The 22,630-nt window shown below is 46.1% G+C and carries 15 protein-coding genes and 1 pseudogene; 13 read left to right on the top strand and 3 right to left on the bottom strand.

All coding sequences use genetic code 11. The annotated features are described in order from the left end of the window. Positions 1–104: 104 nt before the first annotated feature. From R7E78_RS18025 to tldD, 9 genes and pseudogenes are all read left to right on the top strand, one after another. Positions 105–1,097: pseudogene (locus R7E78_RS18025) on the top strand (DUF6701 domain-containing protein); the annotation flags it as partial. Between the two features lie 151 nt (positions 1,098–1,248). Continuing rightward, positions 1,249–2,292 (top strand): rod shape-determining protein, encoded by a 1,044-nt coding sequence (locus R7E78_RS18020; RefSeq protein WP_005381144.1) that lies wholly within the window; start codon positions 1,249–1,251, stop codon positions 2,290–2,292. A 150-nt stretch (positions 2,293–2,442) separates the two neighbouring features. After that, positions 2,443–3,339, top strand: a complete 897-nt coding sequence (mreC, locus tag R7E78_RS18015) for a rod shape-determining protein MreC (protein WP_005381142.1) — start codon at positions 2,443–2,445, stop codon at positions 3,337–3,339. Next, a complete protein-coding gene (gene mreD / locus R7E78_RS18010) occupies positions 3,329–3,817 on the top strand; it encodes a rod shape-determining protein MreD (protein ID WP_005381141.1) in 489 nt (162 codons plus the stop codon). Before mreC ends, mreD begins: the two co-directional genes overlap by 11 nt. A gap of 4 nt (positions 3,818–3,821) precedes the next feature. Further along, on the top strand, positions 3,822–4,391 hold the full coding sequence (locus tag R7E78_RS18005) for a Maf family protein (RefSeq protein WP_005381139.1): 570 nt from the start codon (positions 3,822–3,824) through the stop codon (positions 4,389–4,391). An 18-nt stretch (positions 4,392–4,409) separates the two neighbouring features. After that, a complete protein-coding gene (gene rng, locus R7E78_RS18000; protein WP_005381138.1) occupies positions 4,410–5,879 on the top strand; it encodes a ribonuclease G in 1,470 nt (489 codons plus the stop codon). Positions 5,880–5,891: 12 nt separating this feature from the next. Then, positions 5,892–9,773 carry a YhdP family protein gene (locus tag R7E78_RS17995; RefSeq protein ID WP_262640653.1) on the top strand — a complete coding sequence of 1,294 codons (3,882 nt, stop codon included), beginning with the start codon at positions 5,892–5,894 and terminating at the stop codon, positions 9,771–9,773. Positions 9,774–9,806: 33 nt separating this feature from the next. After that, complete coding sequence (locus R7E78_RS17990; protein WP_104979749.1) at positions 9,807–10,628, top strand: carbon-nitrogen hydrolase family protein; 822 nt, start codon at positions 9,807–9,809, stop codon at positions 10,626–10,628. Between the two features lie 11 nt (positions 10,629–10,639). Further along, complete coding sequence (gene tldD / locus R7E78_RS17985; RefSeq protein ID WP_005381134.1) at positions 10,640–12,085, top strand: metalloprotease TldD; 1,446 nt, start codon at positions 10,640–10,642, stop codon at positions 12,083–12,085. Positions 12,086–12,151: 66 nt separating this feature from the next. Here the strand turns inward: tldD and R7E78_RS17980 are convergent, their stop codons facing one another. Next, positions 12,152–13,528 carry a PhoH family protein gene (locus R7E78_RS17980; protein ID WP_005381133.1) on the bottom strand — a complete coding sequence of 459 codons (1,377 nt, stop codon included), beginning with the start codon at positions 13,526–13,528 and terminating at the stop codon, positions 12,152–12,154. 561 nt (positions 13,529–14,089) lie between these two features. Here R7E78_RS17980 and rapA point away from each other — a divergent pair. Then, positions 14,090–16,999: an RNA polymerase-associated protein RapA gene (gene rapA, locus R7E78_RS17975; protein ID WP_213908218.1), complete on the top strand. Its 2,910-nt coding sequence runs from the start codon at positions 14,090–14,092 to the stop codon at positions 16,997–16,999. Positions 17,000–17,107: 108 nt separating this feature from the next. On the opposite strand, the gene R7E78_RS17970 is transcribed toward rapA, so the two are convergent. After that, on the bottom strand, positions 17,108–18,373 hold the full coding sequence (locus tag R7E78_RS17970; RefSeq protein ID WP_005381130.1) for an NRAMP family divalent metal transporter: 1,266 nt from the start codon (positions 18,371–18,373) through the stop codon (positions 17,108–17,110). Positions 18,374–18,715: 342 nt separating this feature from the next. On the opposite strand from R7E78_RS17970, the gene R7E78_RS17965 reads away from it, so the two are divergent. Further along, entirely contained in the window at positions 18,716–19,468 is a 753-nt protein-coding gene (locus R7E78_RS17965; protein ID WP_262640654.1) for a pseudouridine synthase, read from the top strand. A 102-nt stretch (positions 19,469–19,570) separates the two neighbouring features. Beyond that, positions 19,571–20,533, top strand: a complete 963-nt coding sequence (locus R7E78_RS17960) for a D-2-hydroxyacid dehydrogenase (protein WP_130545239.1) — start codon at positions 19,571–19,573, stop codon at positions 20,531–20,533. A gap of 89 nt (positions 20,534–20,622) precedes the next feature. Here R7E78_RS17960 and yjgA read toward each other — a convergent pair whose 3' ends face one another. Further along, positions 20,623–21,150, bottom strand: coding sequence for a ribosome biogenesis factor YjgA (yjgA, locus tag R7E78_RS17955; protein ID WP_005381124.1), 528 nt, complete (start codon positions 21,148–21,150; stop codon positions 20,623–20,625). A 110-nt stretch (positions 21,151–21,260) separates the two neighbouring features. Between yjgA and pmbA the strand changes: the two genes are divergently transcribed. Beyond that, positions 21,261–22,604, top strand: coding sequence for a metalloprotease PmbA (pmbA, locus tag R7E78_RS17950; RefSeq protein WP_318058119.1), 1,344 nt, complete (start codon positions 21,261–21,263; stop codon positions 22,602–22,604). Positions 22,605–22,630: the final 26 nt, after the last annotated feature.

The following is a 22,630-nucleotide window of genomic DNA, read 5'->3' as shown; positions in this document are numbered from 1 at the left end:
TTTCTTGCTTGTCATGCTTCACCTCGTTAGTGATTGTACTCACTTAACTCGGTGTCCAAAACTGCTGGTGCGGATCAGGTAATGTTGAAAATACGTCTCTCTACCTTAGTAAGAGCTCATTCTTGATTCAACCAGCGACCATTACTCTCGGGCGTTTCTATCCGAAGTTCTACAAGTTGCGTGGGCAACATTGGGACTATGCAGGAAGTCAAAGCTTTAACTATATGAATCAAAACTTTGATTCTATGTGGTACGAAGTAGAGGTATTGACTGGTGGGGATGCTCCAAAATCAGTAGAAAATTATAAATACTTCAACAAAGAACATGTAGCATCTTTTGAGTTGAGTGATTCGTTGAATCGGTTTAATGCTCAGGGTAATTTAACACCTTCTTGGGTAGACGCTTTGGGAAGTATTCAACGCTTCACACTGACTCCCCCATTAAGTGGTAAATGTAATGCGATAGAAGGCTTATGTTGGATGAAAAAAATCGCTGCTGTAGGTTACGAAGATGGACCATATAATCTATATGGTAGCAGAACAATGGCGAGTGATATCAAAGTTGGTGTAGCGATAGAGCCGGACCCAATAGCGGTATATGGTGATCCAGTTCTTTCTGAGCAACCCGACATACGTTTCGGTCGCGTTGACCTAGATGATATCGGTGGTAATCAGGGTACGACTCTATATATCCCACTACGTGTCGAGTATTGGGATAATAATCGTAAGCGCTTTGTGCAAAATATAGATGATGACGGAACGGTTATTTATTCAGTGCTTGATGGAAATCCAGAGACAATTTGGCCTGATGACAAAAGCGATTGTTCGATTTTGCTAGAAGGAAATGACACGGTTACAGATGGTGCGACGCGAGAGCTATCGGCTCGGCAAGATCCGAATACATGTAACCCTGTGGGACGTCAACAATCTCGACTTTGGTTGCAGCTTGAAGGCGGTTCTAACAACCTCCCTTGGCTCAAATATGATTGGGACAATGATGGCTCCGAAGAAAACCCATCATCCGTAGTAACCTTTGGTATTCATCGTGGTAATGACCGTGTGATTTACCGTGGTGAGCCAGGGTTAACCGGACAGTAACAACTTAGGTTTTTGCCCTTAAGTTAGGAAACTGCAAGAAATTGAGGCTTTCTGCTCATGTTTGTGTACCAATACCTTGCTGTGACAGCGAGGCATTGGTACATTTAGAGCAATTTTTGTCTTCTATATTTTTGCAGGATGAGCGAAGAGTATGTTTAAGAAACTTCGTGGCATGTTTTCTAACGATCTATCTATCGATTTAGGTACAGCCAACACTCTAATTTACGTAAAAGGGCAAGGAATTGTCCTTGATGAACCTTCTGTAGTTGCTATTCGTCAAGATCGTGTAGGTTCTGCAAAAAGCGTTGCTGCAGTCGGTCACGCAGCAAAACAGATGCTTGGTCGTACACCTGGCAACATTTCCGCTATCCGCCCAATGAAAGACGGCGTAATTGCTGATTTCTATGTAACCGAAAAAATGCTTCAGCACTTTATCAAGCAAGTGCACGATAACAGCATCCTAAAGCCAAGCCCACGTGTTCTTGTTTGTGTTCCTTGTGGTTCTACCCAAGTTGAGCGTCGCGCAATTCGTGAATCAGCACTTGGTGCTGGTGCGCGTGAAGTTTACCTAATCGACGAGCCAATGGCGGCGGCAATTGGTGCTGGTTTACGCGTATCTGAGCCGACAGGTTCAATGGTGGTCGATATCGGTGGTGGTACAACTGAAGTTGCCGTTATCTCTCTAAACGGTGTGGTTTACTCATCGTCTGTACGTATCGGTGGTGACCGCTTTGATGAAGCTGTGATCAACTACGTACGTCGTAACTACGGCAGCTTGATTGGTGAAGCAACGGCTGAAAAGATCAAACACGAAATCGGTTCTGCTTACCCTGGTGATGAAGTTCAAGAGATTGAAGTTCGCGGTCGTAACCTTGCAGAGGGTGTGCCACGCAGCTTTAGCTTGAACTCAAACGAGATCCTAGAAGCGCTTCAAGAGCCGCTATCTGGCATCGTATCAGCAGTCATGGTTGCACTAGAACAGTGTCCACCAGAGCTTGCTTCAGACATTTCTGAAAACGGTATGGTACTAACCGGTGGTGGTGCACTACTTAAAGACCTAGACCGTCTACTAATGGAAGAAACTGGTATTCCTGTGGTTATCGCGGAAGATCCACTAACGTGTGTTGCGCGTGGTGGCGGTAAAGCACTAGAAATGATCGACATGCACGGTGGCGATCTGTTCTCTGAAGAATAAAGGTTTAGGTGAAGCTCATGTCGGGCTTCACCTTCATTTCTGCTCTCTCTGTAATTCAAACATGCTCCATACCTAAAAGTATTTAGTTAAGTATTTTTAGGTTGCCAAGTAAGGCTCAATAATCATGGAAGCAATCAGGTCAAAAACAAGATGAAACCGATTTTCGGCAGAGGTCCGTCTCTGCAATTACGTCTGTTTTTTGCTGTCATCGTGTCGGCGAGCTTAATGCTGGCCGATAGTCGTCTAGATACGTTTTCCAACGTTCGATACCTACTAAACAGTATGGTTGCACCGATTCAGTACGCAGCGAATTTACCTCGTAGTATGTTCGATGGCGTATTTGAACGTTTTAATTCTCATCAGGCATTGGTTGAAGGCAATCGCAGCTTAAAGCGAGAAGTGCTACGTCTGAAAAGCGAGCTTATCTTGCTCGACCAGTATAAAGAAGAAAACCAACGCTTACGTAAGTTGTTAGGATCTTCATTTGTCCGTGATGAAAAGAAAGTCGTGACAGAAGTAATGGCGGTGGATACTTCACCTTATCGTCATCAAGTGGTGATCGATAAAGGCCGTATTGATGGTGTTTACGTTGGTCAGCCTGTTATCAACGAGAAAGGCATTGTTGGTCAGGTCACGTTTGTCGCAGCGCACAACGCACGTGTTCTTCTGCTAACGGACGCGAAAAATGCAATTCCTGTCCAGGTGATCCGCAATGATATCCGAGTGATCGCATCGGGCAATGGTGAAATGGATGAAATCCAACTAGAGCACATTCCAACCAGCACAGATATTCAGGTTGGTGATTTATTGGTGACATCCGGTTTAGGTGGCATTTACCCTGAGGGATATCCAGTCGCGACGGTTACCAATGTGGATCACGATACGCGTCAAGAGTTCGCTTCAATCAAGGCTGAGCCGGTTGTGGAGTTTGATCGCTTACGCTACCTACTGCTGATTTGGCCGAATGAAGACCGCCAACACAAAGTACTGCGGTCCAATGTAGATGAAGGGTTAGAGCAAGAACAAGAGGTAACCGATGGCCAATAATGTATTGAGCAGCCGAATGGTGATTGGCGTCAGTTTCTTCGTTGCGCTGGTACTGCAAACCATTCCATGGCCAGGTGTGTTAGATGTGTTACGTCCGTCATGGTTGTTCCTTGTTACGTGTTATTGGGTGTTGGCACTACCGCACCGAGTGAACGTCGGAACTGCGCTAGTGTTGGGCTTATTGTGGGATATCTTGATCGGCTCAACGCTTGGAATTCGTGGCATGATGATGTCGATCGTTATCTACCTTGTGGCGCTGAATTTCCTATTGATTCGCAACATGGCATTGTGGCAACAGTCGATTTTAATTGCCTTTTTTACTGCGTTGTTGGAAGTTTTGATATTCTGTGGGGAATATTTGAACCAGGACGTAGTATTTAATCCATTATCTCTGTGGACGGCGGCAATAAACTGTATACTTTGGCCATGGATGTTTTTATTAATGCGACGAGTTCGTCGTGCATGGCACGTAAGGTAAAGCGGTGAAGAAAAGCTTATCTCTCGTTCTCGCATCGGGTTCTCCGAGAAGAAAAGAGCTGCTTGCTCAACTGGGTTATGATTTTGAGATCGTATTGCCTGATATTGAGGAAGCCAAACAGGCTCATGAGCAAGCACGAGATTACGTGTTGCGTCTTTCTTTGGAAAAAGCTCAGGCAGGCTTAGCGTTGGCTAAGCCTGATTCCGTTGTATTGGGCTCTGATACGGTCGTAGTATGCGATGACCGTGTGCTAGAAAAACCAAAAAGTTTTGAAGATTCAAAGCGTATGCTTACTGACTTATCGGGTCGTCGTCATCAAGTGATGACTGCGGTGAGCGTTGTATCATCGGAACAACAACATTCAGTGGTCGTTACCACTGACGTGTGGTTCAAACCACTGACTCACGAAGAAATCGAACAATATTGGCAGTCAGGAGAGCCATGCGATAAAGCTGGAAGTTATGGTATTCAGGGACTCGGAGGACGATTTGTCACCCGAATCGAAGGCAGTTATCACGCTGTAGTAGGCTTACCTTTGTTCGAAACCGATCAGCTAATTCAAGAATTTTTATAATTGTTTTGAGGTGTGCACATGAGTGCAGAATTGCTGCTTAACGTGACCCCGAGTGAAACTCGTGTGGCCATGATTGAAGGTGGAGTACTACAAGAAATACATATCGAGCGCGAATCGCGTCGCGGTATTGTGGGCAATATATACAAAGGCAAAGTAAGCCGAGTGTTACCAGGTATGCAGGCGGCTTTCGTCGACATTGGTTTAGATAAAGCGGCGTTTTTACATGCGTCAGATATTGTTCCTCATACCGAATGTGTGGCAGAAAACGAAAAACAGCAGTTTCAAGTCCGTGATATCTCTGAACTGGTACGCCAGGGACAAGACATTGTTGTGCAAGTGGTCAAAGATCCGCTCGGCACGAAAGGTGCGCGTTTAACGACGGATATCACCTTACCTTCGCGTTATCTTGTTTTTATGCCGGGGGCCAGCCATGTCGGTGTTTCGCAGCGTATTGAAAGTGAGAAAGAACGTGAGCGTTTGAAAAAGGTGGTGAACCATTACTGCGATGAGCACGGTGGTTTTATCATTCGTACCGCGGCAGAAGGCGCTGATGAAAAAGAGCTCTCTCAAGATGCGGCATTTCTAAAGCGTTTGTGGCTAAAAGTCATGGAGCGTCGCTCAAAATACAAAACGCGTTCAACACTTTACGGTGAACTCGGCTTAGCTCAACGCATTCTGCGTGACTTTGTTGGCACAGAGCTCGATAAGATCATGGTCGACTCCCGCCTTGAATATGAAAACCTGAAAGAATTCACTTCTGAGTATGTACCGGAGTTAACAGATAAGCTTGAGCTTTACGAAGGTGACAAGCCAATCTTTGACATGTACGACACTGAAAACGAAATTCAGCGTTCTTTAGAGCGCAAGGTCGAGCTAAAATCGGGCGGCTATTTGATCATCGATCAAACCGAAGCCATGACCACCATCGATATCAACACGGGTGCATTTGTTGGTCGTCGTAATCTCGAAGAGACTATCTTCAATACCAATATAGAGGCAACGCAAGCTATTGCGCGTCAGCTACGTTTACGTAACCTTGGCGGTATCATCATTATTGATTTTATCGATATGGCATCCGAAGAGCATCGTCAGCGAGTACTTACCTCACTGGAAACGGCGCTGGCGAAAGACCGAGTAAAAACCAACATCAACGGCTTTACCCAGCTTGGCTTAGTTGAAATGACGCGTAAGCGCACACGAGAAAGTATTGAACATATCTTGTGTTCTGGCTGTCCTACTTGTGAAGGCCGTGGCAGCGTGAAAACGGTCGAAACCGTATGCTTTGAGATATTACGCGAGATTACTCGTGTGAACCGTGCTTACGACGCCGATAATTTTGTCGTGTACGCATCGCCGTTTGTTGCTGAAGCGCTATTGGGCGATGAGTCTCATGCGCTGGCTGAGCTCGAAGTATTTATTGGCAAGCAAGTGCGAGTTCAGGCTGAACCCCTGTACATTCAGGAACAGTTTGACGTCGTAATGATGTAATTTGGAACATTTGTGAATTCTGGTGTTAACCGTTTTGGGCGTTTTTGTGCGTGGAGTTTAGTTACTGTATTGGTGTTATTAGCCATATTAGTAACCACGCTTCGCGTCACACTGCCGCAACTTAACCATTTCCAAGATGAGATCAAAACCTGGGTCAAACAAGGCACAGGTTTTGACGTTTCTATTGCCAATGTCGCAGGGACGTGGCGCAATAATCATCCCTCAATTGCGTTACTGGGTTTAGAGGCAAATCTACCAAACGTGCAAGATGCACGCTTCGCTGTTGAAGAAGTCCAAATTGAGTTCGACCTTATTCAATCTCTTTTTCAACTTAAACCTGTAGTTGCAGACCTTACCATTCATAACCTCGCTTTAGACATTCACACGGTAGACATTCTGCCGACTTCTCATCGTCAAGAATCGAAGCCTGAAGTGGATAAGAGCGAAGTGAAACTCATTGACCAACTCGACTCACTTCTTTTACGTCAGTTCGAAGACTTCACTATTAGCGATTCACGGATTTGGTATAAGTCGGTGTCTGGTGAAACTCGCCGTTTAGATATTGAGCACCTTCGTTGGAGCAATCAAGGGAAACGTCACGTAGCCGAAGGCACGGTTAGCATTGCCGATGTTCGCCTGAACTCGTTGTTAGTAAGCGCTAACTTTAAAGATCATGGCTCGTTGCGCGATGTATCTGGTGAGTTTTACGTGAGTGCTCAAGATGTCTCGGTCACACCTTGGCTGACCACTTACATGCAAGAAGAGTCAGGAGCAGAGTCGGGTAAAGTCAGCTTAAATACTTGGCTAACGCTCAAACATAGCCAACCGCATGATGCTTATGTTGAATTGCTGCCTTCCGAGTTGGTGTGGAATGAAGATGGACATCATGAGCTGTTTATTGAGTCTGGAATTTTCAATCTTCGACCAGATAAACAAGGCTGGAAAGTAAATGGCCACTCACTTCAGATCAGAACCGATAATACCCCTTGGCCAGAGCTAGACGTCGCGTTTGATTGGCAACCAAACGGCTGGATGCTTAATCTCTCTCAACTCGACATTGAAGCACTCATTCCGCTCATTAAGCTGGCTCCAGAGTCAGAGTCGACCAGTGACCTTATTAACAAACTAGCACCGAAAGGTCGGGTCGAAGATGTCCGATTGTCAATGAACGGTGGTTTAGACACCTTACGCTACTCGGCTGAACTGGATGAACTCGCGATGACACAATGGGAGCTCCTACCCGGGTTTCATCACGTAAAGGGCAGCGTATCGGGGGATGTGAATCAAGCTAAAGCAAAAGTCACCGTCATTGATGATGTCTTTCCGTACGGCGATGTATTCCAAGCTCCGCTGAATATCAAACAAGGTGAAGTCGATATTATCTGGCAGCAAGATGATGCGGGTTGGCGTTTGTGGGCGGATAAAGTGACGGCAGCAACGCCTGATCTTCAAGTCTTGGGGGCATTCCGTCTTGATTTTCCAAAAGAACAAAGCCCATTTTTATCGTTCTATGCCGAAGCGGATCTCTACAACGCGGGTGAAACATGGCGCTATCTACCGACTCTGGCACTTGGACAAGACTTGACCGACTATCTTTCGACCGCGATTCAGGGCGGAAAAGTGAGTACAGCGAAATTGTTGTGGTATGGCGAGTTAGGTGATTTTCCTTACAAAGAACATAATGGCATGTTCCAAGCTTGGGTTGGATTAAAAGACGCGAAATTTAGCTTTGATACGGCATGGCCAACCATCACGGATTTGCAGCTAGACTTGCTGTTTGAAAATGATGCCATGTATTTGGATTCAAAATCAGCCACACTAAATGGCGTTCATGCTAAGCGTATCACTGGGCGAATCCCTGAGTTGGCAGAAGGTGGACACATCGAGATTGAAGCGAAAGCAAGCGCGCCGGGTAATGAAGTCCGTGACTACATGATGGCGACGCCATTAGTGGATTCAGTCGGTGCCGCATTGACTGCGCTGCAAGTGAGTGGTCCCGTTTACTCTGAGTTTCAACTCAATATACCGTTTGATTTTGAGAAAGAGTCTCGCGCTTGGGGTTATGCAGATTTAACAGAAAATCGTGTTGATATTGAAGCGCCGCCAATGACGCTTGAAAACGCCACAGGGCGTATCACCTTCGACAATGATGTGGTTACCACATCGGGTTTGTCGGCCGAATTATTACAACAGCCTATCTCTCTTGATTTCCATGGAGAGAGTGCGGAGCAAGGCTACAACGTGACAATTAATACATTAGGAGATTGGGATGTCGAGCCTCTCAAACCCTATGTCGGTGAGCGTTGGTTAAACCTTGTTTCTGGCCATGCGCCGTGGCAAATGGACATTGACTTGCAACTCAATGATGTTGGTTTCACTTATCAGCTTGAAGTGCTGGCGCAGCTAAATCGTCTGGCTAGTCAATATCCTTATCCTTTAGCGAAACAAATTGGCGAGTCTGGACAAGCGAAACTGCAAGCATCCGGCAACCAAGAGAGTATTTCAGCAAGACTACAGATCCCAAATGTGAAGTATCAAACTGAGATAGATATCGCTGGCGATGTCCCGGTTCTGACTGCGACTCATTTAATGGTTGGCAAAGGTGGCTTCCGGATTAGTCCTATTGTCGGGCACGATGCTTCGGTGCGTGTCGAAGAACTGAATTTAGACCAATGGGCGGAGCTTGCGCAGGTCTCTGAGAGCAAGCCTTCATCGTCTGTTTTGGCAAGCATGAAAACGCCGACCATTCCATTGCCGACACGCATTGAAGTTGAAACGCCAAACTTACGGCTCGGTGGGATTGAGTTTCATGATGTGGATTTTTCAGCAAGCAAGAAAAATTTGAGTTGGCAACTCGATGTGGACAGTCAAGAGGTTAAAGGGAAAGCTAACTATCTGAAACCCTATGATCTATCGGTCTCTTTAGAGCACTTGCATCTGTACATCCCAGGGTTTGAAGAGATGACCAAAGAGCGCAGTTCAATCTTTGCGAGTGAAGATCAAAACGCACCTTTGATTACCAATTTTGACCGCAAGTTTCACGCAGAGATGCCAAACTTAACTTTGAACATTGATGATTTTTGGCTGCAAGGCTACAAAGTGGGCAAAGTGAATGTTGATTTGCAGCGTCGCGAGAACCGCTTGGAGTGGAAAAATATCACCTTTAGTAGCGGCAAAAACCGCATTGATATGAGTGGTTGGTGGGACCTGACGAAAGAGAGTAGCCATTCCAACTTAACCATGAAAATGAAAGGTGATAACAACACCGATCTTATGGAGCGCTTTGGTATTACATCAGGCATTCAACAAGCACCATTTGAGATCAATGCCAATATGGAATGGGACGGCGCACCTTGGTCAATGAAGACACAAACCTTGCAAGGAAACGTCTCAACGGAATTTGGTAAAGGCGTGATCAGTGAAGTTAGTGGTGCGGCACGCTTGTTAGGGTTGTTCAGCTTGGATTCTATCATCCGTAAGATGCAGCTCGACTTTACCGATGTATTCGATAAAGGCATGGCATTCAACTCGATCACGGGAACGGGCAAAATCCAAGACGGTGTGTTTATCACCAATGATATCGTAATGGATGCGTTAGCAGGGGAAATGCAAATCCGCGGTATCGCTAATATGAACAGCAGAATGGTTGATGCGGAAGTGAAATTCACACCAGACATCACATCAGGCTTACCAATGCTGACTGCGTTTGCCGTTGCGCCTCAAACTGCTTTGTATGTCTTGGCCATCTCTACGGTGATATCTCCGGTGGTTGAGGTCTTCACTCAAGTCAATTATGAAGTGAAAGGCCCACTAGATTCACCAACGGTGAAAGAAATTTCGCGAAGTAAAGGTGAATATAAGCTGCCAGAAAAACTGCGTGAACAGGCCAAATAACTCACCGAATATAATGGAATAGGGAGGAAACACATGGAACGTGTTGGCATTATTCAAATGACTTCTGGTCCGGATATTAACGCGAATTTGGACTTCATCGAAAAACAGTGTGCTTTAGCGAGCAAGCAAGGTGCCAAACTTGTCCTTACTCCTGAAAATACAGTGCTATTTGCCAGTCGCGAAGCTTATCATCAACATGCAGAGCCACTTGGCAGTGGCATGATTCAACAGCGGCTCTGTGAAATCGCAAGAAAGAACCAGTTAACACTGATTGTCGGAAGCATGCCCATTCAAACCGCAAAAGGTGTCACGACAACAACACTTGTATTGCCGCCGCACGGTAAATGCATTGCTCACTATGACAAACTGCATATGTTTGATGTCGACGTAGCCGATGGTTATGGTAGTTATCGTGAGTCGGATACGTTTATGGCGGGTAATCAAATAGTCGTTGCGGAAACTGATATCGGCAGTGTTGGATTGAGCATTTGTTATGATTTACGTTTCCCAGAACTTTATAAAGTATTACGTCAAGAAGGGGCGGATATCATTGTGGTGCCCGCTGCGTTTACCGCTGTGACGGGGCAAGCTCACTGGGAAGTATTATTGCGAGCTAGAGCGATTGAGACACAATGTTGGATTTTGGCAAGCGGACAAACTGGAACGCATCCATGTGGACGAAAAACATGGGGACACTCAATGGTCGTTGACCCTTGGGGACGTATCCATAAACAGCTTCAGGATGAAGTAGGTTTATTGGTGACTGAGATAGATTTGTCACAAAGCCAACAAGTAAGGCAGAATATGCCGCTGACTCAACACAGTCGCTTTCAAAATGAATTGAGACGGAAATAAAAGAGCTAACTATGAGCACAAACCAAATAGAACAGGCACTCCTTGCCCCAAATGGTCTGACAGAACAAGACATTGCTGACACGCTTGCCAGCATTGCGACGCGCCAGATCGATTATGCGGACATTTACTTTCAGTCCAGCTGGCATGAGTCTCTGGTTCTAGAAGACAGCATCATCAAAGATGGCTCTTTTAACATTGATTGTGGTGTTGGTGTCCGTGCAGTAACTGGCGAGAAAACCGGCTTTGCCTACTCTGATCAAATCCAGCCTGAAGGCCTGAAGCAGAGTGCAATGGCGGCGCGCGGTATTGCTCAGCAAGGGCAGAATGGTAAAGTCCAAGCGTTTAAACGCACCGAAAACCAAGCGTACTACGCCGCTGTGAATCCACTAGCTGAATGGGAAAAGCAGCAAAAAACAGAATTGCTCAAATCTCTAGATGCTTACATCCGCACTAAAGAACCATTGATTAAAGAAGTCTCGATCAGCATCAGCGGTGTGCATGAGCAGATGCTTGTTGCGGCAACAGACGGTACTTATGCAGGCGATATTCGTCCTTTGGTGCGTTTGTCTATTAGCGTGCTCGCACAAAAAGGTGAACGACGTGAACGCGGTAGCGCGGGGGGCGGCGGCCGTTTCGGTTACGATTTCTTTTTAACGGAAAGCAATGGTGTGAAACAAGCTTTTCATTACGCAGACGAAGCGATTCGCATGGCGTTAATCAACCTTGAAGCAGAAGCAGCACCAGCTGGCATGATGCCAGTGGTATTGGGTTCTGGCTGGCCTGGCGTGTTGCTACACGAAGCGGTAGGTCATGGCCTAGAAGGTGATTTTAACCGGAAGGAATCTTCAGTTTTCTCTGGCAAAATGGGTCAACAAGTGACGTCTTCGCTGTGTACCATCGTCGATGATGGCACGTTAAAAGACCTTCGTGGTTCACTGAATGTGGATGATGAAGGGGTAAACGGCCAGTACAACACGCTTATCGAAAATGGTGTGCTGAAAGGTTACATGCAAGACAAGCTAAACGCGCGGTTAATGGGTGTGAACCCAACAGGTAACGGTCGTCGTGAGTCTTATGCACATTTACCAATGCCGCGTATGACCAACACCTACATGCTACCAGGTGAACATACGCCAGAAGAAATAATCTCGACGGTCGAGAAAGGGTTGTATGCGCCAAACTTTGGTGGCGGTCAGGTGGACATTACTTCGGGTAAGTTTGTGTTCTCTGCATCCGAAGCATACTTGATTGAAAACGGTAAAATTACGCGCCCTGTTAAAGGTGCGACGTTGATTGGATCAGGTATCGAAGCAATGCAGCAAGTCTCTATGGTCGGTAATGACCTAAGTATCGACAAGGGCGTTGGCGTATGTGGTAAAGCAGGTCAAAGTGTGCCAGTTGGTGTTGGTCAGCCGACCTTGAAACTGGACTCACTGACAGTGGGTGGCACTGAGTAACTCAGTTGAATCGTTATAAAAAGAGCGCTCATTAGAGCGCTCTTTTGCTTTGTGAGTCGGTGTCAATTACAGGTTTTCTTCAGCAAATTCCGCCAAGCGGCTACGAACCACGCCGTTGAGGTGAATATTTGCGCTGCCTTCAAAGTTCTTGAAGCGCTCAACCATGTACGTCAATCCTGATGTTACTGGGGTGAGGTAATGAGAGTCAATCTGCGCCAAGTTACCGGAGCAGACGATTTTGGTTCCTTCACCACAGCGAGTAATGATGGTTTTGATTTGTGATGCAGTGAGGTTTTGACACTCATCAAGCAGTACAAACGCATTTTGAATCGAACGGCCACGCATAAAGTTGATCGATTTAAATTGAATGTTGGCTTTATCGCAGATGTACTTCAATGAGCCTTCAGTGCAGTGATCGTGTTTATGTAGTGCTTCCAAGGTATCGGTCACCGCCGCTAACCACGGCATCATTTTCTCCTCTTCGGAGCCGGGTAAGAAGCCGATGGATTCACCGATATCTGGCGTGTTACGTGTTACGATAATTTTATCGAACATGCTTTTTTCAATGGTTTGCTCCAATGCTGCTGCCATTGCCAGTAATGTCTTACCACTACCCGCCGCACCCGTTAGAATCACCAAGTCAATTTCTGGATCGAGTAAGGCATCTAACGCCATTCCCTGGTAGATATTTTTAGGTGTGATGTCCCAAGCCTTACGATGCATTAGACGTTCGCGGCTCAGGTCGAGAAGCGTTAGCTTGTCTTCATTGATGGTTTCTACGCGACCAGCAAAGTCACTGTCTTCATCAATAACGTACTGGTTGATAAAGGTTGGGTCGAAGGGTTCGCGACTGAGTTTGTGGTAAGTTTTTCCGCCCAGCGCATAGCTTTCTACTTCCTCAATACCGCTCCAGAAATCACCTTCACGTAATTGAAAGCCTTTGGTTAGGTATTGAATGTCGTCAATCAGTTGGTCGGTTCTATAGTCCTCAACAAAGCGTACACCAGCCCCTTTGGCTCGCAGACGCATGTTGATGTCTTTCGTGATCAGTACCACTTCACGTGGTGCACGTTTATTTTGCAGATAAAGCACCGCGTTGAGAATACGGTTGTCACCGGCTTTGTCGGCGAAGGCTTTGACGGTTTCCTGCAGTTCAAAATCCGCCAAAATGGAAATAGTACCCTGGTCGGGGTTGTCTTTAGAAACAGGAATGCCTTCAGAGATTTCATCTGGCGTTGCTTCTTTAAACAAATCTTCCAAGGTGCGAATAGCCACGCGCGCATCTCTTGCAACGTCGCGCTTACTGTCTTTGATTCGGTCGAGTTCTTCCAACACGGTCATGGGGATAACGACATCGTGTTCTTGGAAAGAGAAGATGGCAAAGGGTTCATGAAGAAGAATGTTGGTATCGAGTACAAACAGTTTCCGATCGGTATCGCCCATAGCGTCTCCTTGCCGTAGTACGGCTCTGCATGCGAGTTGTTAGGTCGTTTCCAAATAGGTGTGAAGTGACCTAACTCTGATTGCTTGCAATAGAGGTTGTCGGGCTGATGTCGGCTAGTGTGCAACCGAGTAGCAAGACAACTTACTGCAAACCCGTGTTGATCCTAATCGTGTACTAACGCGCTTAAATCATATGCAATGGTTTTAAACGCCCTTCATTAGAAGTATACGTAATATTTACGTTCTACAACTTAATAATTGGCATGAGTATTTTACAATTTGATTGCATTTAGAGTTTGGGAAAAAAAGTTTCTGCTTGGTGCGGTTTCGGCGTGACCTAAATCACAGCTTCAAGTAAGATTAGCGACCTTTTTCTGCGTATAGGCTACGTCCGATTTATCATGTTGAACTGACTTAAAAAATACTCAGTTCATACTGGAATGACGAATGCTATCGGCATAGCAGAAGCCAGAATCAGATCTAAACTATTATCCATGCCTACGGGCATGAGTAGACCAACAAGAAATACGAGTCAAGAACTAATAACGAGGTAGTCAATTCATGACATTTGCTTTGGGGCAGCGCTGGATTAGCGATACGGAAAGCGATTTAGGTTTAGGTACCGTTGTAGCAATGGATGCTCGTACTGTGACATTGATGTTTGCAGCGTCAGAGGAAAACCGAGTTTACGCACGTAACGATGCACCTGTTACCCGAGTCACCTTTAATGTTGGGGATGTCATCGATTGCCAAGAAGGTTGGTCTCTAAAAGTAGAAGAAGTACTGGAAGATGAAGGTCTTTACACCTATTTCGGTACTCGTGAAGACACGCAAGAAACCGCTGTTGTTCTGCGTGAGATTTTCCTTAGCAACCAAATTCGTTTTAACAAACCTCAAGATAAGTTGTACGCCGGTCAAATCGACCGTATGGACAACTTTGTTCTGCGTTACCGTGCGCTAACCAACCAGTTTGAGCAGCATAAGAGCCCAATGCGTGGCCTATGTGGTATGCGTGCAGGTTTGATCCCTCATCAGCTTTACATCGCGCACGAAGTTGGCCGTCGTCACGCGCCACGCGTCTTGTTGGCGGATGAGGTAGGTTTGGGTAAAACCATCGAAGCGGGTATGATCATCCACCAACAAGTTCTGTCTGGTCGTGCCGAACGCATTTTGATTGTGGTGCCTGAAACACTGCAGCATCAATGGCTGGTTGAGATGATGCGTCGTTTCAATCTGCATTTCTCTATCTTTGACGAAGAGCGCTGTATCGAAGCGTTTGCGGATGCAGAAAACCCATTTGATACTCAGCAATATGTGCTGTGTTCTTTGGATTTCCTACGCAAGAGCCGCAAGCGTTTTGAACAAGCACTGGAAGGTGAATGGGACCTACTGGTTGTCGATGAAGCGCATCACCTTGAATGGAGCCAAGATAAACCGAGCCGTGAATACCAAGTGGTAGAAGGCTTGGCTGAACGTACTCCAGGTGTGTTGCTACTGACTGCAACGCCAGAGCAGCTTGGTCGTGAGAGTCACTTTGCTCGTCTGCGTTTGTTGGATCCAGACCGCTTCTATGATTACGAAGCATTCGTTGAGGAAGAAGAGCAATACGCGCCCGTAGCAGATGCGATTACTTCACTCTTTTCCGGTGAAAAGCTACCTAATGAAGCAAAAAACCAGATCACTGAGTTGTTGTCTGAACAAGACGTAGAACCACTTTTCCGTATTATTGAAAGTGAAGCGGACGAAGAAGCTAAAGCGTCGGCACGCCAAGAGCTGATCGATAACTTGATGGATCGTCATGGTACAGGGCGTGTTTTGTTCCGTAACACGCGCGCGGCCATCAAAGGCTTCCCTACGCGTAACGTGCATCTGATGCCAATGGATATTCCACCGCAATACACTACATCAATGCGTGTTGCTGGAATGATTGGCGGTAAGATGAGTTCTGAAGCACGTGCGATGAAGAACCTTTACCCGGAAGAAATTTTCCAAGAATTTGAAGGCGATGACGCGAGCTGGTGGCAGTTTGACTCGCGTGTGAATTGGTTGCTTGAAAAAGTAAAAGAGAAGCGCAGCGAGAAAATCCTCGTGATTGCTTCTCGTGCGAGTACCGCACTGCAATTGGAGCAAGCACTGCGTGAGCGTGAAGGTATCCGCGCCACCGTTTTCCACGAAGGTATGTCGATTCTTGAACGTGACAAAGCGGCGGCTTACTTTGCGCAAGAAGAGGGTGGAGCACAAGTTCTTATCTGTAGCGAAATCGGCTCTGAAGGTCGTAACTTCCAGTTTGCCAACCAACTTGTCATGTTCGACTTGCCATTCAACCCAGACTTGCTTGAGCAACGTATTGGTCGTTTGGACCGTATCGGTCAAAATCGCGATATCGACATTCATGTTCCTTACCTGAAAGGCACATCGCAAGCGATCCTAGCACGTTGGTTCGATGAAGGCCTGAGCGCTTTTGCGGAAACCTGCCCAACAGGCCGTGCTGTTTACGATAAGTACTCCGATGATCTGATTGAAATTCTTGCCTCTGGTGATACCAGCACGCTAGATGAGATCATTGAAGCGTCAGCAAAAATGAATAAAGAGCTGAAATCCCAATTGGAGCAAGGCCGTGATCGCCTATTAGAAATGCATTCAAATGGCGGGGAAAAAGCACAACAAATCGTTGAGAAAATTGAATCAACTGACGGCGATACCAATCTGGTCACCTTCGCACTTTCTCTTTTTGACACGATTGGCTTGAATCAAGACGATAAAGGTGAAAACGCCCTGATTGTGACCCCATCTGAGCACATGATGGTGCCAAGCTACCCAGGTCTGCCATACGAAGGAGCGACGATCACGTTTGATCGTGATACGGCTTTATCTCGTGAAGATATGCACTTTATCAGTTGGGAACACCCAATGATCCAGGGTGGTATCGATCTTCTTATGAGTGAAGGGGTGGGGACGTCTGCGGTATCTCTATTGAAAAACAAAGCGTTACCAGTCGGGACTATTCTTCTTGAGTTGATTTACGCGGTAGATGCGCAAGCGCCAAAACGCAGTGGTATCGCGCGCTTCTTACCGAAAACGCCAATCCGTTTAATGATGGACTCGCGTGGTAATGATTTGTCTGCTCAAGTGGAGTTTGAAAGCTTTAACCGCCAGCTCAGCCCTGTAAACCGTCACTTAGGTAGCAAGTTGGTTACGTCGGTACAGAAAGACGTACACCGCTTAATTGAAGCCGGTGATGTTCTTATTGAAGAGAAGGTCGAAGAAGTACGCAAACAAGCTCATCAAGATATGCAGCACAGTTTGAATGCAGAGCTTGAGCGTTTGCAAGCACTGAAAGCGGTGAACCCAAATATTCGTGACGAAGAAATTGAAGCTATCGACGCACAAATTAAAGAGCTCACTGGTTACATCAACCAAGCTCAGGTTCAGCTCGACTCGCTGCGTTTGATTGTGGTGAGCCACAACTAAGTAAGTATTTATTGCTCATTAAAAAAGGTCTTCAGTTGAAGACCTTTTTCTTTATTTACGGTTTAGTTTCTTTAAGCGGAATGCATTAATCACTGATAGCTATCTCATTTACATCAACCACTTCCACCAGATAAATACAGCCAAGAAGCCAAACAAGTAAATCAGGCCTGCAATCGACAACCACTTTAGTTTAGGTCCAACAGCCAAAGGCTCAGGTAACTCAGTTTTGCTCACTAATGTGTAATTTAGCAGAGCAAAGAATGGCGTGGTCATAAAGGCGAGGATCATCGCAAAGTTCAGCATAGGCAATAACGCAGAAGCCCAGAAAACCACAATACCCAATGCAAGTAAGGAGACTACCAGCATGATCGCTGAAGTGGTTTTAGGGTTAGTGTCTGGTTGTGAGCGCAGTAGGCGTTGAGAATCCGAAATAACGCGCGAGTAGCCATCAATAACGGTAATCGTGCTGCCAAAGATACAGAAAAACGCAATTACCGCGATCAAGTAACGAGACCATTCGCCAATCGTTGCCGCATATAAGCCAACCAATTGGTGGGAGAAGCCAACGCCAGAGCTTTCAAGCGCAACGCCAGAACCATAAAGCATCAAAGAGCCTAGCGATACAAAGATAATGGCAAGAAACGCCGTGCCAATATAACCGACATTAAAGTCAAATAGAGCAGAGCGGTATGTTACTTCTTGCTGGCTTGATTGGCGTTTTAGCCATGCTGAGGTTAAACAGGAGATCTCTATCGGTGCAGGCATCCACCCCATTGTCACGACGATAAAACCAATAGCCGCAATAGACCAAGGTGACGGCGGCTCGAAGTTGGCTACTTGTTCAACAGGGTTACCAAAGGCGATAGAAACAGCGAGTAAAGTCGCGATGGTTAACACCGACATGATCACCTTAGATAGCGTATCGAGCGCTTTGTAATGGCCAGCAAATAATATGATCAGGCAGGTGACAATCACAATGATGCTGAGTGATGCCATTGATAGTGAAAACGGAATGAAGTAGCCCAGCAAGCTAGCGCTAAACATCAACAAAGCGGCGGTATTGATGACGGCCGATACCACGCTAAGAAATAGAAATAGCCATAGATAAGGCCGACCTAATTTCGCGTAGCCCTCAACCAAGGTGAGCCCTGTCCCCATGGTGTACTGTACGCCCGCTCGGAAAAAAGGGTATTTAAACAGGTTTACGAGCAGAATCAGTGCAGCCAATTGCCAACCATAAATCGCACCAGCCTTGGTTGATGCCACGAGGTGAGAGCCACCGACCGCAGCAGATGCCATTAATATGCCGGGGCCTAGCGAACGAAAAAATAAGGAAAGTTTGGATTGGGGTTTATCTATAACGGCGGAGTCCATTGCTTATTGTCCTTTTTATCTTATGTATCTTTCTAAAGAGATACATACCGCAGTACATGACAAACTGAGCGCTCGCCCTATACTGCGCAACGGTAATGTCTTTTAAATGCTGTGTTTTGATGTATTTATTTTAAGTATTCTTTGCGAATATCATGCTGTGTGCATCTAGCACTCTATTCAGTTATGCGTCTTGTTGTCAAACTAAATTTACAACGTGCTATTTTTAGTTTTTATGCTAAAGGATTGACTTTGTTTTATTGGGTTGAAATTTTCTTCAGAATCCTGCATCTGGGTGCTATTTGGGTATATAATCGCGGCGTTTTTATTTTGTAGAGATCTCCCATGGCAATGCTTGAATATACCCCTCCCACCGACCCTTGGGTTGATATCGTTTTTGAGGATGACGACATTCTGGCAGTGAATAAGCCATCAGGGCTGCTGTCTGTCCCTGGTCGCCTTGCAGAGCATTACGACAGCATGTGGAGCCGCCTCAAAGAGTTGCATCCAGAAATTCAAGTTGTGCATCGCTTGGATATGTCGACATCAGGGTTGATGTTGCTGGCGAAAAACAAACCCGCGGAGCGAGCATTAAAAAAGCAGTTCCAATATCGCCTCACTCACAAGGTGTATTACGCACGTGTTTGGGGGCATGTTGAGCCGCAAGAAGGGAATATTGATCTTCCATTAATTTGTGATTGGCCAAATCGTCCACGACAAAAAGTATGTTTTGACGACGGCAAACCATCTCAAACTTTATTCCAAGTAGTGAAGCGTGAAGTGCACCCTGATGGCACCCATACGACCGTTGTGCGACTACTGCCCATTACTGGTCGATCGCATCAGTTACGCGTGCATTTGATGGCGATTGGTCATGCGATTATTGGTGATGAGTTTTATGCAACTGAACAGGCGTATCAGTTTTCAGAGCGTTTAGAGTTGCACGCTGCGGAGTTAAGTTTTTATCACCCAGTCACAGAACAGTTGAGCAGTATTTTTGTACCCTGTGACTTTTATCCTGAAGCCGAGGCGATGATCTTTAACTATTTTTCGCCAGAGCGTACATTGCCTGATTATAAAACGTTGCCACATCCTTAATGCCAATTGCACTAACAGCGGTTCTTTCTAGTTCGCTATTTTTGGCTATTTCGTTACTGTGGTTGATGTATCCTGTCTTTCAGCCGTGAACAAGGAGTTGTTATGTCTTTGCCAAGCATCGTATTTTTAGACCGAGCGACCATCCCAGAACATATTGAGGTCCCACGACCTGGCTTTCCGCACCACTGGCGTGAGTACGACCTAACTGCGCCTGAGCAGGTAATAGAAAGGTTAGCAGATGCCGATATCGTGATTAGCAATAAAGTCCTGCTTGACCAACATGTATTAGAGCAACTACCAAAATTACGGATGATCGCGGTTGCCGCAACTGGTTTTAACAACGTCGATGTGAACTACTGTGCTAATCATGATATTGCGGTTGCTAATGTACGTGGTTACGCGACGCGTTCGGTGCCCGAGCATGTGATGGCAATGTTATTCGCTTTAAGACGAAATTTATTCGGGTACCACCAAGATATTGCCGCAGGTGAGTGGCAGCGTAACCAGCAGTTTTGTTTTTTTACGCACCCAATCGGGGATATTGGTGGTAGCACGTTAGGTGTTGTTGGTAGCGGGGCACTAGGGCAAGCGACGGCGAATCTGGCTCAAGCGTTAGGAATGACCGTGTTGTTTTCTGAGCGTAAAGGGGCGGCAGAATGTCGGCCTGGTTATGTGCCGTTTGAGGAAGTATTAAAACGCTCCGATGCGCTGACTTTGCATTGCCCGCTCAACGATCATACTCAGAATTTAATTGGTCAAGCAGAGTTGCAACAAATGAAGTCCAACTCCATTTTGATTAATACAGGGCGTGGAGGTTTGGTGGATGAGAGCGCACTGGTGGATGCCTTAAAACAGCAAGAAATTGCAGCGGCTGGTTTTGATGTTTTTACACAAGAACCGGCTGATGAGAGCAATCCGCTGATTGCCAATATGAGTTTACCTAATTTGTTACTGACACCGCATGTTGCATGGGGCAGCGACTCATCTATTCAACGTTTAGCGGAAATCTTGATTGAGAACATTAACGCTTTCGAGCGCGGAGACCGCGTTAATCGCTTAGTGTAACGCTGACTGTAAAACCAAAGATAAAAAAAGCAGACATTGACGTCTGCTTTTTGCGTTTAAATCGAATGCTCATTGCGTGAGCCCTCGAATTAAAACTCTTCTTCGTTTAGACCTTTAAGGATCTGAAAGATTTCGCGGTACGCTTTTGCTGGTTTCCCAGCTTTTTTCTCTTTCGCTGCTTGGCGAGCAAGTTGGCGTAGACGCTGACGATCCGCTTCTGGGTACATTTCCATTACGTCATCAATGGCTTTGTCACCTTCTTCCACTACGCGATCACGCAACGCTTCAAGTTTGTGGAATACAGCCGTTAATTGAGAGTGCTTATTACGAATTTTATCCAGTGCGGCTTGGATTGGCTCTGGATCTTCGTAACGCATCAATTTACCGATACGTTGCAATTGGCGACGACGCGCTTCATTTTTAAAGCGTTGCGCGTCAGCAATTGCTTCTCGCAAATCTTCGCTCAATGGAAACTTTTCTAGAACTGAAGGTTTGAGGCCGACAAGCTCCTCACCTAGCTTTTGCAGTTCTTCCATGTCTCGCTTCATCTCGGATTTACTTACCCAGATGATCTCTTCTTCTGGTTCCCATGGCGCTTTTTGATTCTTACGTGCCATTTCAGTTGCCTGTGTTTTGATTAATATTATGACTATTTTAACAAGAATCATGGGGAGAAAGCGAAATTCTTGTTATCCTATTGTTCATCAAAGACAAGATGTGAAAGACAATGGATATTAAACAGCAGGTTGCTGAGCAACGTACCGAGCTAGAGCAAGCCGTCGCAAGAGCCTTAAAGCTTGCATCGGCAAAATCTGACGCCGCCGAAGTCGCAATTACTAAAAGCACTGGTTTAAGTGTTTCAACTCGTATGGGTGAAGTAGAAAATGTCGAGTTCAACAGCGATGGTGCGCTGGGCATTACCGTTTACCGAGGTCAACACAAAGGCAGTGCTTCCACGTCTGATTTAAGTGAAGCTGCAATCGAGCAAACCGTTATAGCGGCGCTAGATATTGCACATTACACATCTGAAGACCCATTTGCAGGCCCTGCAGCGAAAGAATACATGGTGCAAGAGATCCCTGAGCTTGATCTTTTCCACCCTGACGCACCCGATCCAGACTATGCTGCCAATGTGGCGATTGCAGCAGAAAAAGAGGCGCTAAATTATAATAGTGCAATCAAACAAAGTGATGGCGCGAGTTATGATAGTCATTACGGCGTGAAAGTGTATGGCAATAGCCATGGCTTATTAGCTAGTTATGCGTCTAGCCGACATAGTACTAGCTGTTGTGTAATTGGCGTTGGTCAAAACGGCGAGATGGAACGTGATTACAGCTACACCGTGGCACGTCATCGTGATGACTTATGGACCCCAGAAACGGTGGGTCGTAAGGCGGCAGAGAATACGGTTAACCGCCTAGATGCGCAGCGTCTAAAAACAGGTCAATACCCAATCATGTTTGCGGCTGATGTTGCGACAGGCTTGATTGGCCATCTCGTTATGGCGATCAGCGGTGGTAACCTGTACCGAAAATCTTCTTTCTTACTTGACCATCTAGGCAAACAAGTGCTTCCTGAATGGTTCAATATCTCAGAACGTCCGCATGTATTGCGTGGTTTGGCATCAAGTCCATTCGATAGTGAAGGTGTGTACACTCAAGACCGTGAGATCATTACCGACGGTGTGCTAGCAACTTATCTGTTAACCAGTTATGCCGCACGTAAAATGAAGATGACGCCGACAGGTCACGCTGGTGGGATTCATAACTGGTACGTGAAGTCGACAGGCCAAAACTTCGAGCAAATGCTTAAAGAGCTCGGTACTGGTCTTCTAGTGACAGAGGTTATGGGACAAGGTGTGAACGTGGTAACGGGTGATTACTCTCGCGGTGCCGCAGGCTTCTGGGTTGAGAACGGCGAGATCCAATACCCAGTATCAGAAATTACCATCGCAGGTAATCTAAAAGACATGTTCACCAAGATTGTAGCGGTTGGTAGTGATATTGAAACGCGCTCACAAATCCAAACGGGCTCTATCCTACTGGATACCATGAAAGTGGCGGGTGAATAAGCTTTTCTAGCAATTCAGAATCAAAA

This window comes from Vibrio sp. YT-19(2023) (assembly GCF_033337395.1).
Note: the sequence above shows the minus strand (reverse complement) of the source record. Positions and strands in the feature narration are given on the sequence as shown.